Raw genomic sequence first — 19601 nt, 5'->3', positions numbered from 1 at the left:
CGTGACGGGCGCGGCGCTCCGGTGCGGCACGTGTAGCGAGTCGTTGCGTGAGCCATAGACTCGACGGCGTGAACGACGCGAAGGGTGCATCAGGGCGGCGAGTGGGCGTCCGCGACGTCGCGGCGCATGCGGACGTGTCGCGCCAGACGGTGTCCCGCGTGCTCAACGAGAACCCGGATGTGGCACCGGAGACGCGGGAGAGGGTGCTCGCGGCGATGGCCGAGCTCGGATACCGGGTCAACAACGCGGCGCGGGCCCTCGGCACCAGCCGCTCGCACACCATCGGCGTGCTGGCCTCTGACGCGCTTCTGTTCGGCCCAGCGCAGAGCATCGCGGCCATCGAGGCGTCTGCACGGGAAGCCGGGTACTGGGTGAGCGCCGCGTTCGCGGAGGCGGATGATGCCGCGTCGGTGACATCGGCGATCGAACACCTGCTCGCGCAGGGCGTGGAGAGCATCGTCGTGGTCGCGCCGCACGCCGCGACCCTCGACGCCGTCTCGTCGCTCAACGTCGACGTCCCCATGATCACCCTGCACTCGTCGGGGCACGGCGAGCACGGGCTGTCCATCGACCAGGTGGCGGGCGCGCGACTGGCCGTCGGCGCCCTCGCGAACGCCGGACACACGCGAATCGCGCACCTTCGAGGTCCCATCGACTGGCTGGAAGCGCAATCCCGGGCAGACGGCTACGCGGCGGAACTCACCGACCGCGGGCTTCCGATCGGACCGATCATCACGGGGGACTGGTCGGCGGGCTCGGGCTATGCCGCAGCCCGGACGATCGTCGACGCCGGGGTCACCGCGGTCTTCGCGGCCAACGATCAGATGGCGCTCGGGCTGCTCGGTGGGCTCCATGAGGCCGGCGTCGCCGTTCCCCAGGACATCAGCATCGTGGGCTTCGATGACATCCCCGATGCAGCCTACTACTGGCCGAAGCTCACGACCGTGCACCAGGACTTCACGGCGATCGCGCGCCGCGCCGTGGAGTTCCTCGTCGGGTCCTCCGACACCCGCACTCCGGCCGCGCCGGTGACGCCGGTGCTGGTGGTTCGCGACTCCATCGCAGCCCGCGACTGACGTCGCCTCCTTGACGGTGCATTCGTCCATGTGACACACTTCTGTGACCGGTCACATTCCGTGACCCGCCCACCACGTGACAGCGAGGTACCGTGAGCAGCACAGAGCCCACCTTCGGCCCGGAGATCGATGCGGCCATCCGAATCGTTCGTGAGGACGTCGCGCGTCTGCACGCCGAACTGGTGCGATATTCGCTGGTCGTCTGGACCGGCGGAAACGTGTCGGGACGTGTCCCCGGCGCGGATCTCTTCGTCATCAAACCCTCCGGGATCAGCTATGACGATCTCACTCCGGAGAACATGATCCTCTGCGACCTGGATGGCAACGCGATCCCGGGTGCTCCCGGAAGCGAGCGGGCACCGTCCAGTGACACCGCGGCGCACGCGTACGTCTACCGCAACATGCCGGAGGTCGGAGGCGTTGTGCACACCCACTCCACCTACGCCGTGGCGTGGGCGGCGCGTGGCGAGGAGATCCCGTGCGTCATCACGGCGATGGCCGACGAGTTCGGCGGGCCGATTCCGGTGGGACCGTTCGCGATCATCGGTGACGACTCCATCGGTCGCGGCATCGTCGAGACGCTCCGAGGACATCGCTCGCGTGCGGTGCTCATGCGCAACCATGGCCCGTTCACGATCGGTGTGAACGCCCGCGACGCGGTCAAGGCGGCGGTCATGGTCGAAGACGTGGCGCGCACCGTCCACCTCGCCCGCGAGGCCGGTCCGCTCATCCCGATCGCGCCCGAGGCGATTGACGCGCTCTACAACCGCTACCAGAACGTCTACGGGCAGAACACCGACGCGCGTCGGTGAGAGAGCGAACATGAGCACCGCAGCTTCCGACATCACCGCAGCCCGCACCAGTCTCGGGATCGAGCTGGGATCGACCCGGATCAAGGCGTGTCTGATCGGGCCCGACCCGTCCGACGTCATCGCCGTGGGATCCTTCGCCTGGGAGAACGACCTGGTCGACGGGCTCTGGACCTACCCGATCGATGAGGTGTGGCGCGGCGTGCAGGCGGCCGTCGCCGGAGTCCTCACAGACGCGGAGACGCGTCACGGTGTCCGCCCTGACCGTTTCGGTGCGATCGGCATCTCCGCGATGATGCACGGGTACGTCGCACTCGACGCGGCCGGCGACCTCCTCGTCCCGTTCCGCACCTGGCGCAACACCAACACCTCTGCGGCGGCAGCGGAGCTCACCGAACTGTTCGGCGTGAACATCCCGCTGCGCTGGTCCATCGCGCACCTCCACGAGGCCGTGCTCACGGGGGAGGAGCACCTCCCCGCGCTGGATCGGATCACCACCCTCGCCGGTTACGTGCACGAGCGTCTCACGGGGGAGCACGTGCTCGGTGTCGGCGACGCGTCCGGGATGTTCCCGATCGACTCGGCGACGGTCGACTACGACGCCGACATGCTCGATGCCTATGACCGGGTTACCGCCGGACGCCTTCCCCGCGCCGTGCGCGACCTGCTTCCGCGCGTACTTCCCGCGGGCGCTGCCGCCGGCTCGCTGACGAACGCGGGCGCTCTGCTGTTGGATCCCACCGGTGGCATCAGCGCCGGAACCCCGCTCTGCCCGCCCGAGGGCGATGCCGGCACCGGCATGGTTGCCACGAACTCCGTCGCGCCGCGCACCGGCAACGTCTCCGCCGGCACCAGCATCTTCGCCATGGTGGTGCTCGAGCGACCGCTCGCGTCCGCACATCACGAACTGGATCTGGTCACTACCCCGGCAGGCGATGCCGTGGCGATGGTCCACTGCAACAACGGCGCGAGCGAACTGGCCGCGTGGACCGGACTCTTCACGCGATTCGCCGCCGCATCCGGACAGTCCGTCGATGAAGATGCGGTCTTCGAGACCCTCTTCCGCGAGGCCCTGGATGGCGAGCCGGATGCGGGTGGCCTCCTGGCCTACAACCACCTCGCCGGTGAGCCGGTCGCCGGGCTGACGGAGGGGCGTCCGCTGTTCGCGCGAACGCCCGACAGCTCCTTCAGCCTCGCCAACTTCATGCGTTCGCAGCTCTACGGCGTCTTCGCCACACTCGCGCTCGGGATGCGCGTTCTGGACGCCGAGAACGTCCAGCTCGATCGCATGTTCGCCCATGGCGGGATGTTCCGCACGGCCGGGGTGGCGCAGCGTTTCCTCGCCGCCGCGCTGAACGCGCCCGTTGCGGTCGGTGAGCTTGCGGCCGAGGGCGGCGCGTGGGGGATCGCGGTGCTGGCGTCGTACCTCGATCACGCCGACACCACCGCGCTCCGCGACTATCTGAACGATGCGGTGTTCGCCGCCGCCGACACCCGCGTCACCGAACCCGAGGCCGACGATGTCGCCGGTTTCGCCACCTACCTCGACCGCTACCACCGGGGCCTCGCGATCGAGGTCGCCGCGGTGGACGCGCTCTGAATCCCGGAAGGACATCATGACCCGCACGCCCCTCTCCACCACGCTCGACGCCTACGAGGTCTGGTTCCTCACCGGCAGCCAGCACCTGTACGGTCCCGAGACGCTCGCCCAGGTGGCGGAGCAGTCGCAGCAGATCGCCGCGCTCCTGGACGCGGCCGACGACGTTCCGGTGCGGATCGTCTGGAAGCCGGTGCTCACCGACTCCGCGTCGATTCGCACGCTCGTGCTCGAGGCGAACGCTGCGGAGAACGTCATCGGCCTCATCGCCTGGATGCACACGTTCAGTCCGGCCAAGATGTGGATTGCGGGTCTCGACGCGCTGCAGAAGCCGCTCGCCCACCTGCACACGCAGGCCAATGTCGAGCTGCCGTGGGCCGATATCGACTTCGACTTCATGAACCTGAACCAGGCCGCGCACGGCGACCGGGAGTTCGGCTACATCCAGACCCGCCTCGGCGTCCCGCGCAAGACCGTCGTCGGCCACGCCAGTGACGCCCGCGTGCGCGCCGAGATCACCACATGGCAGCGCGCCGCCGCGGGCCTCGCGGCCGCGCGCTCGCTCAAGCTGGCGCGCTTCGGCGACAACATGCGGTTCGTCGCCGTCACGGAAGGTGACAAGACCGAGGCAGAGTTGCGCTTCGGCGTGCAGGTGAACACGTGGGGCGTCAACGACCTCGCTGCGGCCGTGGCCGCCGCGGAGGAGTCGGAGATCGACGCTCTCGTCGCCGAGTACGAGGAACTCTACGATGTGGTGCCTGAGCTGCGTCGCGGTGGCGAGCGCCACCAGTCCCTGCGCGACGGAGCCGCGATCGAGATCGGCCTGCGCTCGTTCCTGGAGGAGGGCGGCTTCGGGGCCTTCACAACCTCGTTCGAGGACCTTGGTGAGCTCAAGCAGCTCCCCGGACTCGCGGTGCAGCGACTGATGGCCGAGGGCTACGGTTTCGGCGCCGAGGGCGACTGGAAGACGGCCGTGCTGGTGCGCATCGCCAACGTCATGGGCGCCGGCCTCCCCGGCGGTGCGAGCCTTATGGAGGACTACACCTACGATATGACCCCGGGCGATGAGCTGATCCTCGGTGCGCACATGCTGGAAGTCTCGCCCTCACTCACGACCGCGCGCCCGACATTGGAGATCCACCCGCTGGGCATCGGCGGCAAGGACGACCCGGTGCGCCTCGTCTTCACGGCTGATCCCGGCCCCGCCGTCGTCGTGGCGATGAGCGACATGCGTGACCGCTTCCGCCTCACCGCGAACGTCGTCGAGAACGTCGAGCCGCGCCAGCCGCTGCCCAGCCTCCCGGTGGGACGCGCGGTATGGAAGCCCGCGCCGGACTTCACCACCAGCGCCGCCGCCTGGCTCACTGCGGGCGCGGCGCACCACACCGTGATGTCGACCGCCGTGGGGCTGGAGGCGTTCCGCGACTTCGCCGACATGGCTGGGGTCGAGCTCCTCGTGATCGACGAGGACACCACGCTCCCGGCGTTCCAGCAGCAGGTGCGCTGGAACCAGGCGTACTACCGCCTGGCCCAGGGACTCTGAGCCGCTGAGAGATCGAAAACGCCGCTCCGACGCCTGTCGGAGCGGCGTTTTCCATCTCTCGCCGGAGGATGACGCCGTAAAACGCAGGATGCCCGCCCCGAAACGGGGCGGGCATCCTGTCGAAGGCTCAGAGAGCGGCGACCTGCTTGGCGATCGAGGACTTGCGGTTTGCAGCCTGGTTCTCGTGGATGACGCCCTTGCCGACGGCCTTGTCCAGCTTCTTGGACGCGTTCTTCAGTGCGGCCTCAGCGGCAGCCTTGTCGCCCGACGCGATGGCCTCGCGCGTGCGGCGCACGGCGGACTTCAGCTCGGTCTTGACGGCCTTGTTGCGCTCGCGGGCCTTCTCGTTGGTCTTGTTGCGCTTGATCTGCGACTTGATGTTTGCCACGTGTGGTCTGACTTTCGTTCCGAATGGGATGAGGTTTGTCGAGCGACAGAGAGAGGGCTGTCCTCGACGATGTGAGGGCGAACCCACACACAAGTCAAAGGCCAAGCTTACCAGCACAACGCGCATGCTCCCGACCGCGCCGACATGAACGCTTGACGCGGCACCGTTGGTGCGGAGTATCGTCCGAACAGACACCAGAGTTCACTTCGCACGACGCTGTCCGAGGAGATGCATGTCCGACCTTCGCCCCACCGCCGATCCGCTTCCCGAATTCCCACCCGGCTTCCGGTGGTCCACCGCCACCAGCGCGTTCCAGATCGAGGGGGCACGCGACATCGGGGGTCGGGGTCGCAGCATCTGGGACGACTTCGTGGACTCCGGAAGGATCATCGACGGCACCACCGCAGAGGAGGGGCCGCAGAGCTATCACCGCTGGGGCGAGGATGTGGCCCTGCTACGGGGGCTCGGAGCGGACCGGTATCGGTTCTCGATCTCGTGGGTGCGTGTTCAGCCCGACGGCCTGCGCGGCGTGAACGCGGCGGGGCTGGATTACTACTCGCGATTGGTGGATGACCTGCTGAATGCCGGCATCACGCCCTTCCCGACGCTGTATCACTGGGACCTCCCGAGCCCGTTGGAGGCACAGGGCGGCTGGCTGAACCGCGATACCGCCCTCCGATTCGCTGACTACGCCCGGCTGGTCGCCGATCGGCTGGCCGACCGGGTGCGTCACTGGTACACGATCAACGAGCCCGCCATGACCACCCTGCAGGGGTATGCGGTGGGCACTCTCGCGCCGGGGCGGACGATGCTCTTCGATGCGCTTCCGACCGCGCACCACCAGCTGCTCGCGCACGGACTCGCCCTGCGCGTCCTGCGTGCGGCGGGGGCTCACGAGGTGGCCATCGCCAACAACCACACGTTCGTGCGACCGCTGCATGACACCGAGGAGGACGCGGGAGCCGCCGCCGTCTACGACGTCCTGCACAACCGCCTCTTCGCCGATCCGGTGCTCTCAGGGCACTATCCCGACTTCGCTGCGCTGGGACTGCCGGACCTGCCCATTCGCGACGGAGATCTGGAGCTGATCTCGGCTCCGCTGGACGTCTACGGCGTGAACTTCTACAACCCGACCACGGTGACGGCTGACTCCGGGCCCGTGCCCTTCGCCATCGTGCCCACGCCGGGTGCGCCGGTGACGGGATTCGGCCAGGAGTGGCCCATCGTGCCGGAATCCCTCACCGCCCTTCTGGTGCAGTTGCGCGAGCGATACGGCTCGACTCTGCCGCCCGTGGTGGTCTCGGAGAACGGAGCGTCGTTCCCCGAACCGGACGAGCCGACCTCCGTGAACGATCAGAACCGGATCGCCTATCTCGAGGGACATATCGCCGCGGTCGGCGAGGCGATCCGTGCGGGTGTCGTCGTCGACGAGTACACCGTGTGGTCGCTGTTGGACAACTTCGAGTGGGCGGATGGTTTCACCCAACGATTCGGGCTCGTGCACACCGACGTCGCCACCGGAACCCGCACCCCGAAGGCGTCCTATCGCTGGTACCGCGACCTCATCGCTCGGAGCCGGGCATGACTATCACGGAGGCACGGACGCCCGTGACGCGGGGGTGGATGGTGCTGTTCGCCATCGCCTGGCTTGCGATCTGGACCGTGCAGCTTACTCCGGTGCAGCTGCTGCTGCCGACGCAGCTGGACACTCCGGACGACGCGAACGGATGGATCAGCGGTGTCGTGTCCACCGGAGTCGTGCTCGGCGTCGGGGGTCTGGCCGGTGTGATCGCCGGGCCGCTGGCAGGCGCGATGTCCGACCGCACGCGCTCGCGCTGGGGGCGGCGACGACCGTGGGCGCTGGCGGGCACATGGATCGCCGCCGTGTGTCTGGCCGTCACGGGATTCGCCTCCGGTCCGATCGCCGTCGGGGCGTCATGGACGGGCGTCTCCATCGGCATCGCGGTGGTGTCCGCGGCGCTCACCGCGATGATCGCCGACCAGCTGCCGGAGGCGCAGCGGGGGACCGCGGCCTCACTGGCCAGTTCCGCCCAGGCCGTCGGGATCATCGTGGGAGTCGGGACCGTGGTGGTGCTGGCGCTCACGGTTGATGTGTCGTACCTCGTCCTCGGCGGTTTCATCGCCGTGATGGGAACGATCGCCGCTCTCGTGCTTCCCGACCCGCCGGGACCCGCGGCAGCAACGCGCGGCGCCGACGGCGGGGTACTGCGGTCACTCCGCGACCGGGATTTCGGGTGGATGATCTCGGGCCGGCTCGTCGTGAACATCGGCAACGCCCTCGGCACGACACTGCTGCTGTTCTTCCTGATGTACGGGCTGGATCAGGGCGCGGCCGCCGAGGACAACCTGCTCATCGCCATCGTCGTGTACACCGTGTTCGTCGTGATCGCCTCGTTCGGCTCGGGCTGGTGGTCGGATCGCACCGGGAAACGCCGGATGCCCACAGCAGTCAGTGCCATGATCCAGGCTCTCGCGTCGCTGTTGCTCGCGTTCGTGCCCAGCTGGGAGATGACCCTTGTGGCAGCAGCGCTGCTCGGTATCGGCTACGGGGCGTTCATGACCACCGGCCTCGCTCTGGCCACCGACCTCCTGCCGGACGAGACGGCGCACGCCCGCGACCTCGGTCTGGTGACCGTATCCGCGGCACTCGGGCAGCTGCTCGGGCCCCTCATCGGGGCGGCGCTGGTCGCCGCAGCAGGTGGATTCTGGCTCCTGTTCCTGGGCGGGGCGATCCTGTCGGTCCTCGGCGGGCTGATGACGGCCGGCGCGCGAGAGCCTCACGTGGCGCGCACACCCTGAGCGATGGTCGCGAGTGCCAGATCCAGCAGGGCGTTGAAGACTCGCGGGCGCATCGCGGTGACCAGGTGCGAGGTCTTCGGCACCACGATGAGCTCCGCATGCGGCACGAGTCGCGCGAACAGCTGCTCATTGAGTCGAAGCTGATCGAACTGCCCGTTGATGAACCACGTCGGAATCGCGATGCGGGGCAGCGCCGCGACCAGATCCAGCCGGGCGAGCGATCGCAGGGCCGCGTCCTGCGCGGCGAGGGCGTACCCGCCGGCTCCGAAATCCTCCCGGGTCTCGTCGGGCAGCGTGGCGGCGAGCACCTGACGCGTCAACCAGGCACCCTGATCGGGCAGGGAGTTGAACCCGCCGGCAAGCAGCCGGTAGGTCGCAAGACCCGCGCCGCGGGGGAGCGCCGTGCAGGACGCACCGATGAACGCGGTCACGGGAGGAGTGGTCTCGGCACCGACGTACGCGGTGGTGAGCAGGCCACCCATGGAATGCCCCACCAGCAGCACGGGTCCGCGCTCCGCTGCACGCTGCACGGCCTCGTCGATCGTGCGCCACGCCTCGTCGAAGGTGAACTGCTCGTTCATCCGGGTCCCGTGGCCGGGCAGGTCCACGGCAACAGCGTCCACACCGCGCTCGGAGAGGTGGGCGAGTTGCGCGCGCCACATCGTAGCCGACGTGCGAATGCCATGAACGAGAATCACCTGCGTCGCCATGCCGCCAGCGTAGTCAGGGAGGCGGACAGCGGTCTTGGAGAACGCCGTCTGGCCGTACATGAAAGACCCAGGTTCTGTATAGCGGTTTCCCAGGCTCTCCGCTAGCGTGTGCATCAGCCCCCACGGACGAGCGTCAGCTGACCCCTCAGCGCGGCACACCCGGCCAACGCCCGCCCACAGCTCGCTGCCACCCCCGCGGCAGCTTCGTCTGGAAGGACGAGTCGGTGCCTCGAACTCGAGTTGCTGGAACCTCCCGCCCCGTCGGCACGCGCCGGCTCACCCGAAGCACGGCAGCACTGGCCATAGCCGGTGTCGTCGCCTCCGTGCTGGCGCTCGTTCCCGCCGTGGATGCCGCGCTCGCGGACGTTGGCGACGGAACCGTCACCGTTCACGTGGTGCAGGAGGTGAACGCCAACGGGCTCGTGGACTCCACGGTCCTGGAGCCGCCGCTCATCGGTGTCGATGTCACCCTCACCGACGCCAGCGGCGCTTCGATCACGGCCCAGACGGACGCGAACGGAAACGCGGTGTTCACTCCGGCGACCTCCGCGCTCGTCGGGGGTCAGTACCGGGTGGATGTCGCCAACCCGCATCCGGGGACGTTCTTCCCGAGCTTCGCGGCGAACGGCACCGGCGCGTCGGCTCCTGTCACACCGGCAGACCTGGCCAGCTCCACGAACAAGAAGCTCTCCACGCCGACTGAGTTCGTCGATGTGCGAGGCGGTGCGCCCGCGTACGTCAACGCGGCGTTCTGGTACCCGCCCTACTACTGCCAGCAGAACGCGGACCTCATCGGCGCGTGTCTGCCCAACAGCACGATCGGGCACCAGACGTCCCCGACCGCACAGAGCCTGTTCACCATGAAGTACAACGCCGCGGGTGGTGCTTCACAGGTGGCTCAGCTTCAGCAGACCGGATCGCTCTACGGCATCGCCTACAACAACGTCACCAAGCGGGTGTTCTCCAGCGCCGTCGCGCACCGCAGCTCCGCCTACGGACCCGGCGGCCCCGGTGCCATCTATGTCACCGACCCGGCGACCGGCGGTGCGACGCAGTGGGCAACCGTTCCGAATGTCGGACCCGACTCCCACGATTTCGCGACCCGGCAGGACTACGGCTTCTACGACCAGGTCGGTAAGAAGTCGCTCGGCGAGCTCGAGATCACGAACGACAACAAGTACCTCTTCGTCACGAACCTTGAGGACAAGAAGGTCTACGTCTACGACGGCATGTCCACGGGCGTGAACAACAGTCCGATCGGTTCGTACGACATCCCGAACCCCTGCGCGGTGCCCGGAGACTGGCAGCCGTTCGGAGAGGGCGTCGGCCTGTTCACCCAGTACGTCGGAGGCGTCTGCTCCGCCCAGTCCACGCAGGATCCCGCCGACATGCGGGCGGTCATCTACGAGTTCGACGCCGCGACGGGCGACTTCGGCGACATCGTCATGAACCAGCCGCTGGACTTCGGCCGCGGCAATGGTTACAACGGCACGGTGTGCACCGGCGAGGCCGTCGCCACCGGAGAGGGAGCCTGGTTCCCCTGGATCGCGGACTTCCCGAACGCGGCGAACCTTGCGACGAACAACGTGAACGGCTGCTACGGCGGCGGCTGGGCGTCGTACCCCCAGCCGATTCTCGCGGACATCATCGAGGAGACCAACGGCGATCTCGTCGTGAGCTTCCGCGACCGCTTCAGCGACCAGACGCCGTACAACTCGGAGAACCCGAACCGTACGGGTGGATGGCAGACCAACACAGAGCCCGCCTCGGGATCCGACATCCTGCGCGGATGCCGGCTCGATGACGGAACCTTCGTGCTCGATCCGAACTTCGACCCTGCGTCGCAGACGCTCGCCGCGGGCAGCATCTGCACCGACAACAACGTCTCAGGCACGAACGGCGGCCAGTCGCGGACGTTCCGTGAGTACTACACCGGTGACTTCCGCACGGGCTTCCACGAGGAGTCCTTCTACTCGGGGCAGGCGCTGTCTCGGGTGGAGACCACGCTGGCATCCGACGCGGTCGACCCGGCAGGGAACGTGTGGACCGCCGGTGTCGGTCTCATCAACCGGGACGGCACCAGCAATGGCAACGGTCTGGCGGTGCAGCCGGCCACCTCATCGTTCCTCAAAGGCTCCGGCCTCGCGGACCTGGAGGTGATGTGCGACCAGGCGCCGATCCAGATCGGAAACCGCATCTGGAAGGACACCGACGGAGACGGCGTGCAGGACGCGGGCGAGCCGCCCGCCGCGGGGGTGACCGTGCACCTCGTGGATGAGACGGGTGCTGTCGTGGGCACCGCCGTCACGGGTGCGAACGGCACCTACCTGTTCGACAACTCGAACGTCACCGGTGGCTTGAAGACAGGCACGCAGTACACCGTGAAGGTCGACAAGCCGGAGGACTACGCCGCCGGCGGTCCGCTGGACGGCTTCGTGCCCACCACGGCGAATCAGGGAGACGACGACCACGACTCCGACGGTGTGGTGCCCTCCGGTGGCACCTATCCGGAGGTGACGCTTACGACCGGTGGGCCGGGCGAGAACGACCCGAGCCTGGACTTCGGCTTCATCCAGCACGCGCCCGAGGTGGACATCGAGAAGTACGACACCGTGGGCGGTCCGGTCGACGGCGATGCGGACACGCCGGAGACGGCGCTCGGATACACCGCGGGGGAGACACGGACGATCCAGTTCGACGTCACCAACACCGGAACCGATCCGCTGCGCGACGTGACCGTCACCGATCGCACCATCACCGGCGGGGACATCGCGGCTCTCGCCTGCACCTTCCCCGGTGCGACGTCCGCGGCGACCGGCACTCTGGTCGACGGCACCTGGACGGTCACCTGGGCCGAGACGACGGGTGCATCGCCGACCGCCACCTGGCAGCCGCAGGTCACCTTCACATGCACGGCGACACTCACGTTGAATGGCGACGCGGAACCGCACGCGGATGCGGCGACGGTCACGGGAACGTCCACGGCCACCGGCGTGACGGTCACCGATCGTGACGACTACCACGCGTTCACGGGCGACGTGCAGCTGGTCAAGTACGACTCGCGCGGCGGTTTCACCCCCACCGAGACCGCCGGAATCCCCGAGAAGCCGCTGGTGGACGGGAGCGAGCGCGACGCGAACAGCGACGGGACGGCCGTGGTGTACACGGCCTCACCGGTCACGGGAAGCACCGGACCCCAGCCCGTCTCCTGGGCGGTCACCAACACCGGAACCACGTGGCTCGGCGACATCACCATCGCCGATGACACCGTGAGCGGTCCGGACCTCACGGACATCTCCTGCGATTTCTCGCCACTGGGCGGACCGGCCACCGGGACCACCTGGACGGGCCCGTGGGAGCCCGGAACCACGTTCTTCTGCACCGGCACACTGACGCTCGATGCCACGGGAGCGAACGCGTCGCATTCCGACACTGCCAGCGTGACAACCACGGTCATCGTGCCGCAGGCGAACCCGGACTACGACCCGAGCGACCCGACCTCGGAGCCGTTCACGGACGAGCCCGCGACGGACGGCAATGGAAACCCGGTGCTCTCCGACGTGCACCCCGCCGACGACGACCCGTTCTTCGCAACCACCACTGTCCCCACCATCACCCTGGAGAAGGGCGACGCCGAGGACGGCGTGATCGTGAACGACGCCGACATCATGTATGACGGCGAGGCGTACGCTCCGGGCGAGACGCGCGACATCGTCATCACCATGTCCAACACCGGCGACGTCCCGCTGTACAACGTGACGGTCAGTGACGAGCGCACCGCGGGCGGCACCACGATCGACGACCTTGCGTGCGTGTTCCCGGGGGAGAACTCCGCCACCGCGGGTGTGCTCACCGGCACCACGTGGAACGTGCCGTGGCTCGCGAGCTTCGCCGGCACCCAGCCGCAGGCGTGGGAGCCGGGAGCGAGCTTCGACTGCACGGCGACCCTCACGCTGTCCGGCGCAGACGAGCCGCACACCGACGTCGCGCAGGTCACGACGAACCTCTCGCCGGTGGGCGTTCCGGGCGACCCGGACAACCCCCCGCCCGCGACGCCCAACGGCCCCAGCGCCGCGGACCCGTACAACGCCTTCACCGGTGACATCCAGGTGATCAAGTACGACGGCAACCAGGCCGATCCCGCCGTGGGTGCAACCGGTGCCTGGACGGCGCCGACGAAGCCGCTGGCCGATGCCGCGCAGGACGCGAACGACGCCACCCACGCTGTGGACTACCCGGCCGGTATCGCGCAGCCGGTGCGCTGGGTGGTCACCAACACCGGTGCCACCTGGCTGGCGGACGTCTCGGTGACGGACACGACGACCACCACGCCCGCCATCGGTGCGTGGACCTGTGACCTCTCGCCTGTGGGCGGTCCTGCCGACTACTCCTTCGCCGCGGCGGGACCCTGGGCGGGCCCGCTCGCTCCCGGAGCCTCGTTCTTCTGCGAGGGCGCGCTCACCCTCACGGCGAATGACAGCCACGCCGATCAGGTCGACGTGGTCGGCACGGTCGTCACCCCGCTGTTCGGTGAGGACGGTCAGCCGGTCATCGGCGACGACGGCGTTCCGGAATACGCCACGGGAGACAACGGCAACGTGCTGGTGTCGGATGTGACGGTCGATGACGACGACCCGTTCCACGCCGTGGCGCCCACGGTCGAGGTGGTGAAGGGCGATGGCGCAGACGGTGCCATCGAGCACGACGCCGACAGCATGCTGGACGGTCAGGGCTACTCCGCCGACGGTGAGACTCGCACGATCGTCTCGATCGCGACCAACCCCTCGACGCGGGAGCTGCACGATGTCGTCATCACCGATGTCACGACCACCGGCGATGCACCACTGGGGCTCGTCTGCGAGTTCCCGGACGGGTCCTCGGCCGACGGTGTGTACGACGCGGCGTCGAAGACGTGGATGGTGCGCTGGGATGCGACGTTCGCGCCGGGCACGGCGACCTGGTCGCCGGCCGACGAGATCACCTGCACCTCGACACTGACGCTGGACGGTGCGTCCGCGCCGCACCGCAATGCCGTCACGGTCACGGCCGTGACCCCCGGCGGCACGACGGTGACCGACGAGAACCCCTACAACGCCTTCTCCGGCGATGTTCAGGTCATCAAGTACGACGGCACGAAGGCCGATCCGTCGGTCGGCGGGGTCGGTTCCTGGACGGTGCCCGCCAAGCCGCTCGCGGATTCCGCGCAGGATGCGAACGCGGCGGCCACGGCGGTGGACTATCCCGTCGGAGTCGCGCAGCCGGTGCGGTGGGTGGTGACCAACACAGGTGCCACCTGGCTCACGGACGTGCTGGTGGCCGATGACACGCTCGACGGGCCCGCCGTCGGGGCCTGGACCTGCGATCTGTCACCGGTGAACGGCCCCGCGGACTACTCCTTCGCGGACTCGGGCGCGTGGACCGGCCCGTTGGCACCTGGCGCATCGTTCTTCTGTGAGGGTCCGCTGACGCTCGCCGCCAACGAGACGCACGGCGACAACGTGGACGTGAGTGGAACGGTCGTGCCTCCGCTGCTCGGTCCTGACGGTGGCCCGATCATCGGCGACGACGGTCAGCCGGCGTACCAGACGGATGAAGGCAGCCAGCCGGTGCCCAGTGACCTCACCGTCACGGACGAGGACCCGTTCCACGCGACCACGACGCAGATCACGGTGGTCAAGGGCGACGGTGCCGATGGCGTGATCGAGAACGACGCCGACACGATGCACGAGGGCCAGGCGTATGCCGCCGACGCTGAGACGCGAGAGATCGTGTCGATCGCCACCAACCCCTCGCCCAACGCACTTCACGATGTGGTGCTGACGGATGTCACGACCACAGGCGATGCGCCGCTGGCGCTCGCGTGCGAGTTCCCCGACGGCTCGTCGGCCGACGGCGTGTACGACGCGGCGTCGAAGACGTGGACGGTGCGCTGGGAGGCGACCTTCGCTCCGGGAACCACGACGTGGGCCCCGCAGGACGTCATCACATGCACGTCGACGCTGACGCTCGACGGCACGTCCGCACCGCACCGCGATGAGGTCACCGTCTCCGCTGTCACCCCGGCAGGTGCGACGGTCACCGCCGACAACCCGTACAACGCCTTCTCGGGGGATGTGCAGGTCATCAAGTACGACGGAAACCGCGCCGACCCGGCGGTCGGTTCGACCGGATCGTGGACCGTTCCCGGCAAGCCGCTGACGGACGCGTCTCAGGACGCCAACGCCGCACTGGACGCCGTCGACTACCCGACGGGCGCGGCACAGCCCGTCCGCTGGGTGGTCACGAACACCGGCGCGACCTGGCTGACCGACGTGAACGTCGTGGACACCACGCTGAACGGCCCGGCCGTCGGTTCCTGGACCTGTGATCTCTCGCCTGTCGGCGGCCCCGCCGACTACTCGTTCGCCAATTCCGGTCCGTGGGTGGGCCCGCTGGCGCCGGGTGCATCGTTCTTCTGCGAGGGTCCGCTGACCCTCGCAGCGAACGAGACGCACGGTGACGAGGTCGGCGTCGTCGGCACGGTCGTGCCGCCCGTGCTCGGCGAGGACGGCACCCCCGTCGTCGATGAGGACGGACTCCCGGTCTACGAGACCGATGAGGGCGGCGCTCCGGTGCGGAGCGACCTCACCGTGGATGACGACGACCAGTTCCACGCCACGACGACCGAGATCACGGTGGTCAAGGGTGACGGCGCGGACGGAGAGATCATCCACGACGCCGACACCATGCACGACGGCGAGGCCTACGCGCCCGCCGGGGAGACGCGGGAGATCGTGTCGGTGGCGGTCAACCCGTCGCAGAACGCACTCCACGACGTGGTGCTGACGGACGTGACCACCACGGGTGACGCACCGATCGGCCTGGTGTGTGAGTTCCCCGACGGATCCGCCACCACCGGCACCTACGTCGCGGCCACCAAGACCTGGACCGTGCGGTGGGAGGCGACCTTCGCGCCGGGAACGACCACGTGGAACCCCGGCGACAGCATCACGTGCACGTCGAGTCTGACGCTGAACGGCCAGTCCGCTCCGCACCGTGACGTGGTCCAGGTGTCGGCGGTGACGCCGGCCGGCGCGACCATCACGCAGGACAACCCGTACAACGCCCTCTCCGGTGATGTCCAGGTGATCAAGTACGACGGCAACCACGCCGACCCCGCGGTCGGATCGACGGGTTCGTGGACGGTGCCAGGCAAACCGCTGGCGGACTCGTCGCAGGATGCGAACACCGCGCTCGACGCCGTCGACTACCCCACGGACGCCGCGCAGCCGGTGCGCTGGGTGGTCACGAACACCGGGACGACCTGGCTGACGGACGTGAACGTCGTGGACACCATGCTGAACGGCCCGGCGGTCGGTTCCTGGACCTGTGATCTGTCGCCCGTGGGCGGCCCCTCGGCGTACTCCTTCGCGGACTCCGGTCCGTGGACGGGGCCGCTGGCCCCCGGCGCGTCGTTCTTCTGCGAGGGTCCGCTGACCCTCCCGGCGAACACGACCCACGGCGACGAGGTGTCGGTCACCGGCACCGTGGTGCCGCCGGTGCTCGGCGAGGACGGCACCCCCGTCCTCGGTGAGGACGGGCTCCCGGTCTACGAGACCGACGAGGGCGGCGCTCCCGTCCGCTCGGATCTCACGGTGGACGACGAGGACCAGTTCCACGCCACGACGACCGAGATCACGGTGGTCAAGGGCGACGGCGCGGACGGTGTGGTCGAGAACGACGCCGACACGATGCACGACGGTCAGACCTACGCCTCGGCGGGGGAGACGCGGGAGATTGTGTCGGTGGCGGTCAACCCGTCGCAGAACGCGCTGCACGACGTGGTGCTCACCGACGTGACCACCACGGGCGACGCACCCATCGGCATGGTGTGCGAGTTCCCCGATGGCACGTCCGCCGACGGCGACTATGACGCGACGTCGAAGACGTGGACGGTGCGCTGGGAGGCGACGTTCGCGCCGGGAACCACCACGTGGAACCCGGGCGAGGAGATCACCTGCTCGTCGACGCTGACCCTGGACGGCCAGTCCGCTCCGCACCGCGATGTCGTCCAGGTGACGGCGGTCACGCCGGCCGGAGAGACGGTGACGCAGGAGAACCCGTACAACGCCTTCTCCGGCGACATCCAGGTCATCAAGTACGACGGCAACCACGCCGACCCCGCCGTGGGATCGGCAGGATCGTGGACGACGCCGAGCAAGCCGCTCGCGAACGTCGACCAGGACGCGAACACCGCAGGGGGTGCCGTGGACTATCCCGCCGGCGCGGCTCAGCCGGTGCGCTGGGTGGTCACCAACACCGGCGCCACGTGGCTGACGGACGTCAACGTCGTCGACTCGACGCTGAACGGTCCTGCGGTCGGTTCCTGGACCTGTGACCTGTCGCCCGTGGGCGGTCCCGCGGACTACTCGTTCGCGGCGTCCGGCCCGTGGGTCGGCCCGCTGGCTCCCGGCGCCTCGTTCTTCTGTGAGGGTCCGCTGACGCTGGCCGCCAACGAGCGCCACGGCGACGAGGTGTCGGTCACCGGCACCGTGGTGCCGCCGGTCCTGGGCGAGGACGGCAAGCCGGTCATCGGTGACGACGGCCTCCCGGTCTACGAGACCGACGAGGAGGGACAGCCGACCCGCAGCACCGAGGTCGTGACGGACGACGACCAGTTCCACGCCACCACCACGCAGGTGACTGTCGTCAAGGGCGACGGTGCGGATGGTGCGATCGTGAACGACGCCGACACGATGTCCGACGGTGCGGTGTACGCGTCCGAGGGCGAGACGCGTCAGATCGTGTCGATCGCGACGAACCCGTCCCAGAACCCGCTGCACGACGTGGTTCTCACCGACGTCACGACGGCGGGCACCGCACCGCTCGGCATGGCGTGCGTCTTCCCCGATGGCTCGACGGCCGCCGGCGTCTACGACACAGCGTCGAAGACGTGGACGGTGCGCTGGGAGGCGACCTTCGCGCCGGGCACCACCGCCTGGAACCCGGACGAGCAGATCACCTGCACCTCTGAGCTCACGCTGGACGGCGCATCCGACCCGCATCGCGACGTGGTGCAGGTGGCGGCGGTCACGGCTGGCGGGGAGAAGGTCACGGACGACAACCCGTACAACGCCTTCTCCGGTGACATCCAGGTCATCAAGTACGACGGCAGCGGCCCCGATCCCGAGGTGGGTGAGGACGGTGCCTGGATGACCCCGGAAAAGCCGCTCGCGGATGCCGGTCAGGACGCCAACGCGGCGGATCAGGCTGCGACGTTCGAGCTGCTGGATGGCAAGAAGTCCACCGGCGCCAACATCGTGCGCTGGGTGATCACCAACACGGGCAAGACCTGGCTCACCGACCTGACGATCACGGATGTGACCGACTTCGGACCGGCGATCGACCCGAACTCCATCACCTGCGTGTTCCCCGGTGGAACACTCGGGAAGGTCGTCGACGGATCGATCACCTGGTCGTCCGCAGACGGTGCGCTGTTCGCTCCGGGTGCATCCTTCTTCTGCCAGGGAACCCTGGTCATGGGGGAGAAGGACGCACACGCCGATCACGTGGAGGTCACCGGCACGATCGTGGTTCCGGCCGTGGACGAGGACGGCAACCCGACCGGCAAGCCGCAGCTCGGTCCGGACGGCAAGCCCGTTCCCGCGGTGAACCCGGCCACGGGCGAGCCCTGGACGGTGGCAGACGACGACCCGTTCACCGCGGTGACGCCGGGCGGAGTGGTTCCACCCCTGCCCACCACCGGTACAGACACCACCCCCGCTCTCGTGGCCGGTGCGCTGGCGCTGATGCTGCTGATCGGCGGTTGTCTGCTCGTGGTGCGTCGTCGGCGCACGGGCGCGGATAAGCTGCGAGCGTGAGCGCGGGAACGGACCATCCGCACATCGAGGCCGGGAGGGGCAGCACGCCCCTCCCGGCCTCAGCCGTGCCCCGACGCCGTCCGCGTCGCACGACCGCCCTCGTGCTCGGTGCGCTGACGGTCCTGGTGCTCGCTGGATGCACGACGCCGACTGATGCTGCGCCGGTGCCCTCGGCGTCGGCGCAGATGCCCCGAGCGGTGACATCGGCGGAGGCGGACCTGCTCGCCTCGGTCGGGTTCCGACTCGGCCAGCGCCAGGTCGTGGCCATCGCCGGGACCATCGTGGACCAGACCGGAGGCGTGGCCATCAACGGGTGGCTCTCGCCGCAGACGCACCAGGCCTACGCGGCGATCACGACTCCATCCGGAGCCTCGTTCCTCTCACTGTGGACGGCGTCCGAGGTGACGGCACAGGATGTCGCTGAGCCGGCACCACCGCTTCCCATCCCGGCTGCCGGGTGGGAGAGCACCGCGCTCGACGCCTCCGCTTCCTCGCTCGCCGCGGGACAGAAGCTCCTGGCCAGCATCGCCACGGACCGGCCCGACAACGCGCAGCTGGTGGCGCAGGGCGGAGCGCAGTTCCTGCGCGAGGACACCGTCGGCTCGACACCGGTGACAGTGTTCGCGGGCGTGCGCAGCGAGGGAGCCACGCAGTCCAACCTGCGCTACTGGATCACCACCGATGGCACCCTGATACGCCTGGAGATGCGGCTGGACGGCGTCACCTGGAGCACTGTGGACTTCGCCGACGAGACGCGCGACATCTTCGCGGGTCTGTGACCGTGACGCGGACCGGATA

The 19601-nt window shown here is 68.8% G+C and carries 10 protein-coding genes; 8 read left to right on the top strand and 2 right to left on the bottom strand.

What is annotated here, in order from left to right:
* The first annotated feature begins 68 nt into the window (after nucleotides 1-68).
* The 4 genes from ABTV68_RS12620 to araA all read left to right on the top strand — a co-directional run bounded on the left by ABTV68_RS12620 (nucleotide 69) and on the right by araA (nucleotide 5025).
* Nucleotides 69-1076, top strand: a complete 1008-nt coding sequence (locus ABTV68_RS12620; RefSeq protein ID WP_433674039.1) for a LacI family DNA-binding transcriptional regulator — start codon at nucleotides 69-71, stop codon at nucleotides 1074-1076.
* A gap of 92 nt (nucleotides 1077-1168) precedes the next feature.
* A complete protein-coding gene (locus ABTV68_RS12615) occupies nucleotides 1169-1888 on the top strand; it encodes an L-ribulose-5-phosphate 4-epimerase (RefSeq protein WP_433674038.1) in 720 nt (239 codons plus the stop codon).
* Nucleotides 1889-1898: 10 nt separating this feature from the next.
* Nucleotides 1899-3485, top strand: coding sequence for a xylulokinase (locus ABTV68_RS12610; RefSeq protein WP_433674037.1), 1587 nt, complete (start codon nucleotides 1899-1901; stop codon nucleotides 3483-3485).
* Between the two features lie 16 nt (nucleotides 3486-3501).
* Nucleotides 3502-5025, top strand: a complete 1524-nt coding sequence (gene araA / locus ABTV68_RS12605; protein ID WP_433674036.1) for an L-arabinose isomerase — start codon at nucleotides 3502-3504, stop codon at nucleotides 5023-5025.
* A gap of 127 nt (nucleotides 5026-5152) precedes the next feature.
* Here araA and rpsT read toward each other — a convergent pair whose 3' ends face one another.
* Complete coding sequence (rpsT, locus tag ABTV68_RS12600; RefSeq protein WP_433674035.1) at nucleotides 5153-5413, bottom strand: 30S ribosomal protein S20; 261 nt, start codon at nucleotides 5411-5413, stop codon at nucleotides 5153-5155.
* A 232-nt stretch (nucleotides 5414-5645) separates the two neighbouring features.
* Here rpsT and ABTV68_RS12595 point away from each other — a divergent pair, with 232 nt between their 5' ends.
* Complete coding sequence (locus ABTV68_RS12595; RefSeq protein WP_433674033.1) at nucleotides 5646-6998, top strand: GH1 family beta-glucosidase; 1353 nt, start codon at nucleotides 5646-5648, stop codon at nucleotides 6996-6998.
* A complete protein-coding gene (locus tag ABTV68_RS12590; RefSeq protein WP_433674032.1) occupies nucleotides 6995-8233 on the top strand; it encodes an MFS transporter in 1239 nt (412 codons plus the stop codon). The genes ABTV68_RS12595 and ABTV68_RS12590 overlap by 4 nt, the downstream gene beginning before the upstream one ends.
* On the opposite strand, the gene ABTV68_RS12585 is transcribed toward ABTV68_RS12590, so the two are convergent.
* Nucleotides 8212-8943: an alpha/beta fold hydrolase gene (locus tag ABTV68_RS12585; RefSeq protein ID WP_433674031.1), complete on the bottom strand. Its 732-nt coding sequence runs from the start codon at nucleotides 8941-8943 to the stop codon at nucleotides 8212-8214. The genes ABTV68_RS12590 and ABTV68_RS12585 overlap by 22 nt on opposite strands.
* Before the next feature lie 224 nt (nucleotides 8944-9167).
* On the opposite strand from ABTV68_RS12585, the gene ABTV68_RS12580 reads away from it, so the two are divergent.
* Both ABTV68_RS12580 and ABTV68_RS12575 read left to right on the top strand, forming a co-directional pair.
* A complete protein-coding gene (locus ABTV68_RS12580) occupies nucleotides 9168-18803 on the top strand; it encodes an SdrD B-like domain-containing protein (RefSeq protein WP_433674030.1) in 9636 nt (3211 codons plus the stop codon).
* Nucleotides 18800-19582 carry a hypothetical protein gene (locus ABTV68_RS12575; RefSeq protein ID WP_433674029.1) on the top strand — a complete coding sequence of 261 codons (783 nt, stop codon included), beginning with the start codon at nucleotides 18800-18802 and terminating at the stop codon, nucleotides 19580-19582. Before ABTV68_RS12580 ends, ABTV68_RS12575 begins: the two co-directional genes overlap by 4 nt.
* Nucleotides 19583-19601: the final 19 nt, after the last annotated feature.

Origin of the sequence: Microbacterium gorillae, from assembly GCF_050990725.1 — a bacterium.
GTDB lineage: Bacteria > Actinomycetota > Actinomycetes > Actinomycetales > Microbacteriaceae > Microbacterium > Microbacterium gorillae_A.
Note: the sequence above shows the minus strand (reverse complement) of the source record. Positions and strands in the feature narration are given on the sequence as shown.